Source organism: Pseudomonas karstica, from assembly GCF_009707515.1.
Classification (GTDB): domain Bacteria; phylum Pseudomonadota; class Gammaproteobacteria; order Pseudomonadales; family Pseudomonadaceae; genus Aquipseudomonas; species Aquipseudomonas karstica.
In genome coordinates, this window is record NZ_WLYI01000060.1 from 1 (window position 1) to 14506 (window position 14506).

At 62.3% G+C, this 14506-nt stretch carries 1 protein-coding gene and 2 pseudogenes; all 3 read right to left on the minus strand.

The genetic code is table 11. The features are described 5' to 3' along the window. Positions 1-9352: pseudogene (locus GIR22_RS25345) on the minus strand (amino acid adenylation domain-containing protein); the annotation flags it as partial. Positions 9353-9356: 4 nt separating this feature from the next. After that, entirely contained in the window at positions 9357-12644 is a 3288-nt protein-coding gene (locus GIR22_RS26830) for a non-ribosomal peptide synthetase (RefSeq protein WP_425502953.1), read from the minus strand. Between the two features lie 63 nt (positions 12645-12707). Then, positions 12708-14468, minus strand: a pseudogene (locus GIR22_RS26835) (non-ribosomal peptide synthetase); the annotation flags it as partial. Positions 14469-14506: the final 38 nt, after the last annotated feature.

The following is a 14506-nucleotide window of genomic DNA, read 5'->3' on the forward strand; positions in this document are numbered from 1 at the left end:
TATGGACTGGCTGGGGCACGCCGAAATCGCTGGCGGTGTGATTGAACTCGTTGAGCAGCAATTGACGCTCGGCTGCGGGCACGATGTCCAGGCGGCTGGCCAGGCACTCAGGGGTCTGTTCAAGCGCTTCGACCAATGCAGCGACGGCCTGTGCGAGATAGGCTGCTATCCGCTGTGGGTCAATGCCGGTAATCGATTGAGCGGTCAGGGAGAACCCTTTGCCGACGTTGGCCACGGCAATTTCGATGGGATAGTTGGTACGGGTTTCGGAGGCAATAAAGTGCATGCCTTCATGGTCGCCCATGTCCTCGACGCTTTCCCCGGAGGTATTCACCAGGTTGCCGTGTCGGCAATTGAGAATGACCGTGAACAGCGGCAACGAGGCGTCCACTGCACTGCAACGCTGAGCCAGGGCCAGGGACGCCTGTTCGTGAGTCAGCAGTTCACTGAGCTGATGGTAGGCGTCCTGGACGATGTCGCGGACGGTGTTTTGCTGTAAGCGAATACGCATCGGTAGCGTATTGATGAACATCCCCAGCGCATGATCGGCCCCGGCCGTGCCTTGGGAACGACCCGATAGCACGGTACCGAAAATCCCGTCGTCACGGCCACTGGTGGCCGCCACGACCAAGCCCCAGGCCGCGTGGAACAGTACCGACGTCGGTACACCCTGAGCCCGCGCGGTGTGATAAACCTGCGCACTGAGCGTCTCGCTCAAGTGTTGGACCGAGCGTTTGATTCCTGCGCCGTTGCCCCGTACATCCAGCACGCCATACGGCGCGGTGGTGGCATCGATATCGGCCAGCAAGCGGCGGAAGTAGGTTTCATGCTCGGCCTGGGAAACGCTCGCGGCCTTGGCGATGAAGTTGCGATAAGGCTGGGATGGCGGCAGTTGGTCGGCTTGCCCGGCCAGTACGGCTTCAATCTCCAGCATGATCAGGCGCAAGGTGACGTTGTCGCTGATCAGGTGATGGTCAAGCAATGCCAGCAGCCACTGGTCCCCGGGCGCATCGTAGGTGATGTACGCGGCGATCAGCGGAGCCTGTTGCAGGTCGAGTCGCAGGTGGTGGGTGTCCGTGTGGTCGCGCAGCCCCTGCAAGGCGTCTTCGCCGGGCAGCGTCTGCAGCGTAATCACCGGCAGTTGCGCCTGGCGATGGACCACCTGCACCGGCTGCGGCAAGCCATGCCAGCGCAATGCGGTACGCAAGATATCGTGACGGTTGATCACCACTTGTACTGCGGCGAGGAAGTTGTCGAGCAACGCACGCTCATTGAAGGTCACCACCGTGCGCATCAGGTAGGCATCGCCTTCGGACTGCAACAAGTGGTGAAACAGAATGCCTTCCTGCAGCGACGACAGCGGGTAGATGTCTTGTACATTGCCGGCCCCGCCGGGGATATCAGCGACGATCTGCTCGATTTCCTGCTGGCTTAGAGTCACCAGCGGTAACATCTGCGACGTGATAGCCGTGCAATCGGCAGGGATCAAGTTGGCCGGGACAACCTGTCTGGCGCTGCTTTCGCCCGCCAGAACGCTGGCCATGGCCTTGAGCGTCGGCGCGGAGAAAACCGTGCGCACGTCCAGTTGCAGGCCGGCCTGACGCAGGCGCTCGATAAGGCTGATGACCAGGAACGAGTGCCCGCCAAGCTCGAAAAAGTGATCCTGGCGACCCACTCGCTCAACCCCGAGCAATTCCTGCCAGGCGCTGGCCAGGGTGATTTCGATGTCCCCCAGCGGCGCTTCGTAGTGCTGGCTGACAGCGGCGGACAGGTCCGGCGCTGGCAAGGCATTGCGGTCCAGTTTGCCGTTGGTGGTCAGCGGCCAAGCAGCCAGATTTACGAAGGCACTCGGCAGCATGTGCTCGGCCAGCACACTTGCCAGTTGGCCACGCAAGGCCGAGGACTCAAGGACAACCCCATCGTGGGCAATCAGGTAGGCAACCAGGCGCTTGTCGCCTGGGGTTTCTTCACGCACGACCACCAGCGCTTCGCGGACGTCGGCGCAGGCCAGCAATTGGGCTTCGATTTCGCCCAGTTCGATACGGAACCCACGAATCTTGATCTGTGAGTCGTTACGGCCGACATAAACCACACCGCCGTCCGCGCGATAACGAGCGACGTCGCCGGTGCGGTATAGCCGTGCGTTTGGTGCCACGGCAAACGGGTCGGCAATGAACCGTTCGGCGTTGAGTTCGTCGCGGTTCAGGTAATGCCGGGCCACGCCGGCGCCGCCGATGTAGATCTCACCGTGTACGCCAACCGGCACCGGCTGCTGATAGTCATCGAGAATGCGCAGGCACAGGTCTGGCAGTGCCGGGCCGATCAGGCTCGGTGCGCCTGCGTCGATTTCACCCTGGCTGACCGGGTAATAGGTAGCGTGCACGGTAATTTCGGTGATGCCATACATGTTGACCAGGCGAGTGCGTGACAACGGCGTGCGCGCCGTCCAGGGCCGCAGGCTGCGGAAGTCCAGCGCCTCGCCACCAAAGATCACTTCGCGCAAGCCGTGCTCCCGGTCGCTGCGCTCGCGGGCTTCGATAAACTGCCGGAAAGCGCTCGGCGTCTGGTTCAGCACGGTGACCTGTTGTTGGCAGACCAGCTCGAAAAACTCATCGGGCGAACGGGCCACGTCGCTCGGGACGATTACCAGTTTGCCGCCGTAGCTCAAGGCTCCCCAGATTTCCCAGACCGAGAAATCAAACGCGAATGAGTGGAACAGCGTCCAGACGTCAGTGCGGTCAAACTCGAACAAGGAGGCGGTGGCATCGAACAAACGCGAGACATTGCCGTGCTCCACCAACACACCCTTGGGCAGCCCGGTGGAGCCTGAGGTGTAAATGACGTAGGCCAGATGCGCAGGCGTCAGGCCAAGGGCGCGGGGCTCAAGGTTGTGATCCAGGGACGTGTCCGCCAGGTCGTCGGCAATCGTGTAATCGTCGAGGGCCAGCACCGGCACGGCATGCTCGGGCAGAGTGTCCGAGCAGGCAGGTTGAGCGAGCAAGACGAGGGGTGCACTGTCCGCCAGCAAATAGCCCAGGCGGTCGGCGGGATAGGCCGGGTCCAGCGGCACGTAGGCGGCTCCGGCCTTGAGCACAGCGAGCACCGCGCAGACCATTTCCACCCCGCGCCGGGCCAGGATCGCCACCCGATCATCGGGGCGCACGCCTTGGGCCAGCAGTTCCCGGGCGATGCGGTTGGCGCGGCGATTGAGTGCCTGATAGCTCAGTTCGAGCTCACCGAACACCAGCGCGGTGCGCTGTGGATCAGTAGCGGCATGTTCTTCGAAACGTTGATGAATCAGCGGCCCCTGGGCGAATACCGCCTTGGGTGGCAGCGTCGCCGGCGAGGCCTGGCGCTGTGCCAGGCTGAGCAATGGCAAGCCGAGCACTGGTTGCTCGACATCCTCGACCATTGCCTCAAGCAGGGTTTGGAAGTGTTGGGCAAAGCGCTCCACTGTCGAGCGATCGAACAGATCGCTGGCGTACTCGATGACCCCAGCCAGAGTGCCGTTGTCGTTGCCCAGCGTCAGCATCAGGTCGAACTGCGAGGTTTCGTGGGCCTGCGGCATGGGTGTCAGGGTCAGGCCAGGCAAGCTGAACTCGACGCCGCCGGGGGTATTGTCCAGCGACAGGGCGACCTGGCACAGCGGGTTGTGGCTCAGGGAGCGCGGTGGCTGCAAGGCTTCGATGACTTGCTCGAAAGGAATGTCCTGATGCTCGTGGGCCGCCAGCGTCGTTTGTTTGATCTGTGCCAGCAACTGCTCCACGCTCGGGTTTTCCCCGAGGTCGACCCGCAGGGCCAGGGTATTGACGAAGAAACCGATAAGGTTTTCGGTTTCGGTACGACCCCGATTGGCGGTTGGCACACCGATCACCACGTCACGCTCGTTACCCAGGCGTGCCATGAGCACCGACCACGCACTCAATAGCGTCATGAACAGGGTGACGTTGTGCTGCTGGCAAAAGCGTTCCAGGCGTTCGCGCAATGCCGGGGCGATGAGCACCGGAATATCACCGCCGCGGTAGCTTTGTACCGCCGGACGTGGTCGGTCGGTTGGCAAGGCCAACAGCGACGGCGCTCCGCTCAGGTGCTCACGCCAGAAGTCGGCCTGATGACTCAATTGCGTGCCCGTGAGAGTGCGGCGCTGCCAGGCGGCGTAGTCGGCATATTGAATCGACAAGGCTGGCAGCGGATCGGTCTGGTGTTGGCTGAAGGCCTGGTAAAGGGTAGCGAATTCCTTGACCAATACGCCGACCGACCAGCCATCAGAGATGATGTGATGCTGGGTAATCAGCAGAATGTGCTCGTCATCGGCCACACGCAGCAAACGGCCGCGAATCAGCGGCCCCTGGCGCAAGTCGAATGGCGCCAGGGCTTCGCTGTTGCCAATGCGCGAGGCGGAGAGGATGGCCTGTTCATAAGGCAGTGCGCGTAAATCTTGCTCGGCCAAAGCGAAACCGCAGCCCGCCTGGGCAATGATCTGCACCGGATGTTCGCCCTGACGTTCGAAGGTGGTGCGCAGACTTTCGTGGCGCGCCACCAGGCGGTCGAGTGCGGCTTTGAGCGCGCCCTGATCGAGATCGCCGCGTAACAGCAAGGACGCAGGCATGTGGTAAGCAGTACTGGCATCTGGGTCGAGCTGGTCGAGGAACCACAAGCGTTGCTGGGAAAAGGACAGCGCCAACGGGGCGTTGCGGTCCGCAAGGTCGATGGCTTCAGTGCTGACTTGTTGCAGGCCGCCAACGATCCGGGCCAACTCTTCCACGGTTGGATGGCTGAACAGCTCGCGCAGCATCAACTCGCCACCCAATTGCTGACGCACTCGGGAAACCAGTTGCGCGGCCAGCAGCGAATGCCCGCCCAGTTCAAAGAAACTGTCACGGCGACCCACCCGTGGCAGCCCCAGCAGGTCCTGAAAAACCTGCGCCAGCGCTTGTTCGGTGGCGCCTTCGGGGGCGGCATAGCCACGTTCGGACATGGCGTCGAGGTCCGGCGCCGGCAGCGCCTCCTGATCCAGTTTGCCGTTGGCCGTCAACGGGTAAGCGTTGAGGCTGACAAACGCGCTCGGGATCATGTAGTCGGGCAGGACGGCGCCCAGTTGCTTGCGCAACGCCGCCACTTCCAGCACCGTCGCCGGTTGGGCGATGAGGTAGGCGATCAGCCGCTTGCCCTGGCTGGCATCATCGCGAGCCAGCACCCGCGCTTCGCGCACCCCGTCGCAGGCCAGCAGTTTCGCTTCGATCTCCCCCAGTTCGATACGGAAGCCGCGAATTTTCACCTGGGCATCCATTCGTCCCAGGTGAATGATCTCGCCGTTCTCCAGCAATTTGCCCAAATCGCCCGAGCGATACAACCGCTCGCCAGGACGGAAAGGGTCGGCAATAAAGCGTTCGGCACTCAGCTGCGGACGGTTCAGGTAACCACGACCGACCCCCAGCCCGCCGACGCAGATCTCGCCGGCCACACCCACGGGTAACAGGCGCTGATGGGCGTCGAGCACGTAAGTCACGGTGGTCGGAATCGGCCGCCCGACATTGGAAATGCCTGCGACGATATCGGCCGCACCAATGGCTTTGTACGTCACGTGGACGCAGGTTTCGGTGATGCCATACATGTTCACCAGCGCCACTTGAGGGTACGAGCGATGGAAGGCGTCAAGCGTGCCGAGTTCCAGACTTTCACCGCCAAAAATCACGTAGCGCAACTGTTCCAGGCCAACCTCTGCACGAGCAAGAGCTGCTGTACTCAACTGATGGAATGCCGAGGGCGTCTGGTTCAGCACAGTCACGCGTTCGCTGTCGAGGAAACTGAGCAATTGCTCTGGATCGCGGCGCAATGCGTCGGGCACCAGAGTCAGGCGCGCGCCATGCAACAAGGCCCCAAAGATTTCCCAGACCGAGAAATCGAAGGCATTGGAATGGAACAGCGACCAGACATCGTCAGCATTGAACTGGAAGTTCGAGCGATTGTTATGCAGCAGACGTACCACGTTGCGGTGTTCCAGCAGCGCACCCTTGGGTTCACCCGTGGAACCCGAGGTGTAGATCACATAGCAGAGATGGTTCGCAGTGTTGAGGTTGACCAGATTGGCGGCGGTGTCCGAGGAGGGGCTTGCCAGATCGGTATCAAACACTTCAACACCCAGTGCCTGTAGCACCGGGCTCATGTCGCGATGAGCGATGGCCTTGCGGGTGCCGCTGTCACGCAGTACATACGCGATGCGGTCGGCTGGCGAGGATGGGTCGATCGGCACATAGGCGGCACCGGCCTTGAGCACGGCCAACGTGGCGACGATCATCGCCAGCGACCGATCCAGTGCAATCGCCACCAACTCCTGAGGCTGCACACCGGCGGCACGCAAGCGGTGGGCGAGGTGATTGGCCTGCTCGTTGAGCTGGCGATAACTCAATTGCGAGTCGCCGAGGTTGACCGCAATACGATCCGGAGTCTGACGTGCCTGTTCTTCGAAGATCTGATGCAAGGTCAGGCTGTCAGGCCAGGCCGCTTCACTGTCGTTGAAATCGAGTATTTGTTGTTGCTGCTCGGCCGAATCCAGCAGTGACACGTCGTCGACACGCTGCTGGGGATCCTCGACAAAACCTTCCAGTAACCGCACGTAGTGGCGCATCAGTTGCTGGATAAAGCCTGGGTCAAAGAACTCCGCGTTGTACGCCAGATGCCCGGCCCAGTGCTGTTTTTCGGCGGTGATCAACAAGTGCAGGTCGTTCTTGCCGTAACCGAGGTTGGTTTCCAGGGTGTTGACCGCAAGACCTGTGACCACAGCCGAGGCGTCGCTGATGTGTTCGAAGTTGAACAGCACATCGAATAGCGCAGTGCGGCTCATGTCCTTGGCCGGATTAAGGGCCAGGACCAATTGGTCGAATTGCATGTGCCGATGCCGCAGCGCTTGGTCCAGATGGCTGGCAGTCTGTTCGCACAGGTGTTGCACGGTGCTGTTGCTGTCGCAGGTGGAGCGGATGACCAGCAGGTTGTCCAGCGGCCCAACGGTATTTTGCAAGGCCGGTTCACGACAGGCTGCGGTGGTACCGATGACCAACTCTTCGTGCCCGCAATAGCGCCGCAACAGGGCGGTGAATGCGCTCAAGGCCAGGCTGTCGCTGCTCACGCCGAGTTGCCCGGCCAGGGTTTGCAGGCGTTGTACCAGTGACGGTTGGAGGGTGAACTCGTGGGTGGCTTCGGCAAATACATGAACGGCGGCCCGTGGCCGATTCAGCGGTAGTTCCAGGGCTTGCAGCTTGCCGCGCAATTGATAGGACCAATAGGCCCGCAGGTTTTCCCGGACCGCGGATGGCAGGTTGCGTTGCCACGCGGCAAAGTCGGTGTAACCGATCGGCAGCTCGGGCAGCTCGGCGCTACGTTCGGCACAGGCCGCTGCATAGAGAGCCAGCAGGTCGCGCTTGAGCAATTGCATGGACGTGCGGTCGGCTAGTAAATGATGCACGGCGATGGCCAGGACGGCATTCTTGTGGTCTGCCTGCACGAGAGTGGCGCGCACCAGGCTGCCGCCGTTCATTGCCAACGGGCGACGGGTTTCGGCCAGGGCTTGGGCTGCCATGTCGTGCAGGTTGCTTGGAACCAGCTCAAGGGCGAGGGTCGCGGCGCCGTCGAAGCTCTGCCAGGCGTTGGCACCGTCGCTGAGGACGCGGCAACGCAAGATCTCATGACGGGCCAGGAGCTCGTCGAGAGCTGTTTGCAGGGCTGGAAGTTCGATTTCGCCGCTCAGCTTAAGCAGCAGGGCAATGTTGTGATAGACCGGGTTGGCCGGGTATAGGTAACCGGTTTCGAAGGTGTCGACGAACCACAGGCGTTCCTGGTGATAAGCCAACGGCGTCTGTTCCGGCTGTTGTTCCAGTGCCATGACGGGTGGCAGGACCAGGGCTTCGTCCAGTTCCAGCTCACCAATACGGGTGTGCGGGGCTTGGGTGAAGCAACTCAGCAGCCGCTCGAAACGCCTGGTCAGGCGTTTAATGCTGGCGGAATCGAACAGTGCGGTGGAATACGACAGGCTGCAGGACAGCTGCGCGCCACCTTCATCGATGTGCAGCGACAGGTCATGTTGGGTGTTGTCCTTGCGTGAAGGCAGGAACTCCAGATTCAGCCCCGGCAGTTGCAACTGCCCGCCGGCACCGCCGGCATTGGTGTAGAGCATGGTCTGGAACACCGGGCTGTAGCGGGCGCTGCGCGGTGGCTTGAGGGCTTCGACGACTTGCTCGAACGGCGTATCTTGACGGCTGGAGGATTCCAGCATCAGGTCTTTGACTTGTTGCAGCACCTGATCGAGGGTCGGGTTGGCCTCCAGGCGAATGCGCAGGGCCAGGGTGTTGACGAAGAAACCAATCAACGACTGCACGTCCTGGCGGTCACGGTTGGCGGCGACGGTACCGATCACCAGGTCCTGCTGGCCGCTGATCCGGGCGAGTAACACGGCCCAAGCGGCCATCAGGGTCATGAATGGCGTTGCGGCGCGGGCCTGGGCGAACTGGCCGATGGCGCTGGACAATGACGTGGGCAAGTCAAACGACAGGGTTTCGCCGCGATAGCTCTGGACCGCGGGGCGTGGCCGGTCGGTCGGCAGCGTCAGCATCGCCGGGGCACCGGCCAGGTGGCTGCGCCAGAACTCCACTTGCTGGCTCAGGCGTTCACCTTCCAGGTGTTGGCGTTGCCAAGCGGCGTAGTCGGCGTATTGCAGGGCCAACGCTGGCAGCGGATCGAACTGGCCGGCGGCAAAGGCCTGATACAGCTCGGCGAACTCCTTGACCAGCACACCTATGGACCAGCCGTCAGAGATGATGTGGTGCTGGGTGATCAGCAGGATGTGTTCTTCATCGGCCAGACGCAGCAGGCTGCCGCGGATCAGTGGCCCGTGCAGCAAGTCAAATGGCGCCGCCGCTTCGCTTTCGGTGAGGCGGGTGGCTTGCTGTTCGACCTGATCCCGAGGCAGATCACGCAGGTCGTGTTCCACCAAAGTGAAGCCGCAATGCGCCGGTGCGATTACTTGCACCGGATGTTCGCCATCGCGGCGGAAGGTAGTGCGCAAACTTTCATGCCGCGCCACGAGACGGTCAAGGGCCGCCTTCAGTGCTGCCTGATCCAGCACGCCCTTGAGCAACAGCGAGGCCGGTATGTGGTAGGCGGCGCTGGCCGTCGGGTCCAACTGATCGAGGAACCACAAGCGCTGCTGGGCAAACGACAGCACCAGCGGCGCGTTGCGATCCACCGCAACCATGTTTTCGGGCATTGCTTCGACAACCCGTGTGGCGCCGCGTTGCTTGAGCAGGCGCAAAAGTGCAGCACGTTTTAACTGGTCGAGACTATCGTTATGTTCGTTCAATTTATTAAGCACCTTTGGAGACGATAGCGAGCAGTTCGCTTTCAGACAGCGAAGCCATTTCGTGTTGCAGGTCCAGCAGTTCATCCGACTCGTACTGCGCCAGTTGCAGGGTGGTGATCAAGTCGGCGAGGGCCAGCAGCGAGGGGTGTTCGAACAGCCCCCGCAGCGGCACTTCGACGCCGAAGGCATCCCGCGCCCGGAGCGTGACTTGCACAGCCAACAGCGAATGGCCGCCGAGCTCGAAGAAGTCGTCATGACGGCCGATCCGCTCCAGGCCCAGCAAGTCGGTCCAGATCGCCGCCAACAGCGCTTCGGTTTCACCGTTGGGCGCTTCATATTGGCGGAAGGCAAAATCGTCGATGCTCGGAGCCGGCAGGGCGCGGCGATCGAGCTTGCCGTTAGGCGTCAACGGCAATTGTTCGAGCACCACGAACGCCGCCGGGACCATGTAATCCGGCAATTGCGAGGTCAGGTAAGGCCGCAGCACGCTGCTGGCGTTGCGTGAGCCCAGGTGCGGTTCGACGCTCAGGTAAGCCACCAGGCGCGTGGCTCCCGGTGTATCTTCGCGAGCGATCACCGCCGCTTCACGCACGCCGGGCAAGGTGAGCATCAGCGCTTCGATTTCACCGGGCTCGACGCGGAAACCGCGGATCTTCACCTGCTGGTCGTTGCGACCGAGGAACTCGATCACCCCATCGGCGCGCATGCGTACCAGATCCCCAGTGCGGTACATCCGCGCCTCGGCGGTCAGGCCAAACGGGTCGGCGAGGAAGTGTTCGGCGTTCAATTGGTCACGGTTCAAGTAGCCCCGCGCAACCCCGGCGCCGCCCACATACAACTCGCCCGGCACGCCCAGCGGTACTGGCAGGCCTTGAGGGTCGAGCAGGTACAAACGGGTGTTGGGGATGGGCCGGCCAATCGGCACCGAGCCTTGTTCGTCGGTGGTGCAGCGGTGCACCGTGGCCCAGACCGTGGCTTCGGTGGGGCCGTATTCGTTGTATAGGGCAATCGCCGGTTTGAACCCGGCACATTCCTGCACCAGCAGCGACGGGCAAGCCTCACCGGCGACGATCATCTCCTGCAGGCCGGTGTGCCCGTCCTTGGCCGCAAGGCTGGCCAACACCAGGCGCCCAAGGGACGGCACGCACAGCAGCGAGGTGATGGTTTGTTCGGTGATGAAACGGGCAATGGCTTCGGGGTCGCGGGCGGTCTCGGCATCCGGGATGCACAAGGTGCCGCCGCTGGTCAGGGTGCCGAAAATCCCGGCCACTGAACTGTCGAAGGCAATCGAGGAAAGCAGCAGGAAACGTTTGTCGGGCGTCGGTGCATACACCGTGCAACGGGCCAGGGTCGATGCGACCAGGTTGCGGTGTTCGATCATCACGCCCTTGGGTTTGCCCGTAGAGCCGGAGGTGTAGATCACATAAGCCAGGTGCGCCGAGGTCAGGTTGGCGGGTTCGAAGTGTGGATCCTGGGCGCTCAGCTCTGCTGGCAGCGCCGCTTCAATGGCCTGATAACCGGTGTTGCCGGGCAGGGTGCCCACGGCCGCTCGCCCGACAGGGTCAGCCAAGACCCAGCGCGGCTGGGCGTCCTCGACAATCGAGGCAAGTCGCTCGGCCGGATAGGTCGGGTCCAGTGGCACGTAGGCGGCACCGCTCTTGAGAATGCCGAGCAACCCGCTGATCATCGACGTGCCACGTTCGACGCAGATCGCAATCAGATCACCCGGTTGGGTGCCGGCGGCGATCAGGTGATGGGCCAGGCGATTGGCCCGGGCGTTGAGTTCGGCATAACTGAGCTGATCCTGGCCATCAAGCAACGCGCAGGCATCGGGGGTGCGCCGAACCTGTTCTTCGAACAGCTGTTGAATACACAGGTGGGCCGGGTAGTCTGCTTGGGTCTGGTTGAAGGTTTCCAGCAGTAAAGTGCATTCCTGAGGCGGCAGCACGTCCAGTTGCGTGAGCTGGATTTTCGGCGTGTACATCAGCGCCTGGGTCAGTTGCTCCAGTGCCCGCTGCATAAAGGCGCAGATGCGCTGCGGTTCCACCGCTTGCACGCTTTGCACGGCCAGGCCGAAGGCGTCACCGTAATCATTGACCGACAGGGTCAGTGGATAGTTGGTCCGCTCGGCGCTGTTAAGGATGCGCATGCCCGGCCACTGCAACTGGCTGTCATCGCGCTGGTGTCGATAGTTGAGCAACGTGGTGAACAGCGGCAACGCGCTGGCCACGCCACTGCAACGTTGCGCCAGGGCCAGGGAAGCCTGTTCGTGGACCAGCAGTTCACTCAGGTCACGATGGGTCGCCAGCAACAGTTCGTTGGCGCCTTGCCCAGCCAGTTGTACCCGCACTGGCAGGGTGTTGATGAACACCCCGAGGGCGCGTTCAGCCCCGGCCGAACCTTGCAGCCGTCCAGCCACCACTGTGCCGAACACCACGTCATTGCGACTGGTGCAACGGGCAAGGACCTGGGCCCAGGCTAGATGGAATAGCGCCGCCGGGGTGATCCCTCGCTCCCTGGCCTGGGCGCGAATGCGCAGGTTGAGTTCAACGCTCAACTGCAGGCTCGCCTCGTTGATGTGACTGCCGTCACCTTGCACTTCCAACAACTCGAAGGGGGCGGTGGGCGCGTCGACGTCGGACAGTCGGCGACGGAAGTAGTCTTCGTGGACCTGGGCCGGAGTGGCCTGGGTCTGGGCGATAAAGTCGCGGTAAGGTTGCGATGCCGCCAGGCTGTCGCCTTGGCCATGAAGGATTGCGTGGATTTCTTCGAGGACGATTTCCAGGGTGACATGGTCGCTGGCCATGTGATGGTTCAGCAGCGCGAGCACCCAGCGTTCGGACTTGGGATCGCAGGCAATGTAGGCACGCATCAGCGGTGCCTGGCGCAGATCCAGACGCAGATGCCGTGGATCGCTCAGGGTTTCAAGTTGGCTGAGCGGGTCGTTGTGGTGGTCGAGGCTGACACTGTGCACGGGCAGTTGCGCCTGGCGGTGCACTACTTGGACCGCTTGCGGCAAGCCGTCCCAATGCACGGAGGTGCGCAATATGTCGTGGCGATCGATCACGTGTTGCAACGCTGCGATAAAGGCATCGAGGCGCTGGCGATTATCGAATTCGAGCATCGAACGCACCAGGTAGGCGTCGCCTTCATGCCCCAGCAAGTGATGAAACAGAATGCCTTGTTGCAGCGGGGCCAGCGGGTAGATGTCCTGGATGTTCGCCGCACCGCCGGGCACGGCGGCAACGATGCGTTCAAGGTGCATCGGAGTCAGTTCCACCAGCGGCAACATCTGCGGAGTCAGGGCGGTGCAATCGGCCGGGATGCGACAGTCCGGTGCCTGGAAAGGCTGGTCTTTGGCATCAGCCAGGGCCAGGGCCAATTCCCGCAGGCTTGGGGCGCTGAAGATGCTGCGCACATCGGCGTTCAAACCTTGCTCGCGCAAGCGTTCGATCAGGCTGACCGCCATCAATGAGTGGCCACCGAGTTCAAAGAAACCGTCGTGACGACCCACCCGTTCCAGCCCCAGCAGTTGCTGCCAGATGCCAGCAATCACCAGTTCCACCGGGCCTTGAGGCGCCTCGTAGGCCTGGCTGGCGTAGGCGTCCTGGCCCGGTTCGGGCAGGGCGCGGCGGTCGAGTTTGCCGTTGGGGGTCAGCGGCAACGTGTCCAGTACCACAAAGGCGCTAGGCACCATGTAGCTGGGCAGGCGAGTCAGGAGCTCGGCGCGCAGCTGTTCGGCGGCGGCCGGTTCGCCACACAGGTAGGCTATCAGGCGTTTGCTGTCGCTCTGGCCGGCCTGATGGTCGCGGGCAATGACCACGGCCTCCCGGACACCGGCAAGGGCGGCGAGGGCCGCTTCGATTTCACCCAGCTCGACGCGCAGGCCACGGATTTTCACCTGGTCGTCGTTACGGCCCAGGTACTCCAATGTGCCGTCGGGTAACCAGCGCCCGATGTCGCCAGTCTTATAGAGACGGGCATTGGCCACGTCGCAGAACGGGTCAGCAATGAAACGCTCGGCGTTGAGTTGCGGCAGGTTCAGGTAACCGCGAGCCACACCGACACCGCCGATGTGGATTTCGCCGCGTACACCCACCGGCAGCAGCTGGCCGTGACTGTCCAGTACATGCAGTTGCATATTGCGGATCGGTTTGCCGATCGGGATCGGCTGCTCGCGGTACGTCGCAAGATCGATGTCGGCGGTGTGCCAGCCCACAACGTCACTGCACTCGGTCGGCCCGTAGCTGTTAATGATCGCCGGGCGTGGCTGGGCGAGTTTTTCCAGCATGGCAATTTGAATAGGTTCGCCACCCAGGACCACGCGTTTCAGGCAGGCGAGGGCTTGATGCCGGTCGGCATCCACCAACGCATGAAAGGCGCTGGGCGACATATTGAGGTGGCTGATGCGGGCCTCGGCGATCTGCGCGACGATGGCGCCGGGGTTGAACGGTTCTTGCGCCAGGTGCAGCGAGGCGCCGACCATCAGCGGCGCCAGGATGTTTTTCTGGGTCAGGTCGAAGTTATAGGAAGAGGCCAGCAACACCGCATCGCCGGCGTGGAACGCCAGGTCTTCGAGGTACCAGTCGAGCAAGTTGCGCAGACCGCGATGCTCCACCATCACGCCTTTGGGCAAACCTGTAGAGCCTGAGGTGTAGATCACGTAGGCCAGATGGCCGAAGTTCAACTGCGTGATCGGGTTGTGCGTCGGCGATTGCAGCAGCAACGCGCTACCCAGTTCAAGCCTTGGCAGGCCCTCGGGTATCGGCAGTTCCAGGCCTTGCTGGCACACCAGTGCCCGTGGCGCGCTATCGGCCAGCATGTGGGCGAGGCGTTCTGCCGGGTATTGCGGATCAAGCGGAATATAGGCCGCACCGGCTTTCATGATGCCCAGCAGACCGATCACCATCTCCGGGCTACGGCGAGCGCACAGGCCAACGGTGTCGTCGGGTTGTACACCCAGTGCAATCAAACTGTGGGCGATGCGGTTGGCCTGCGCATTGAGCTCGGCGTAACTGAGGGTTTGTCCGGCGCAAACCAGCGCCACCGCGTCCGGGGTGCGGGCTGCCTGGGCTTCGAAGACGGCATGGGGTAAACGGTTTGGGGTTTCGTCCAAGGCGCTGATGGCCGGATTGAAGCTTACTAACAGTTGCT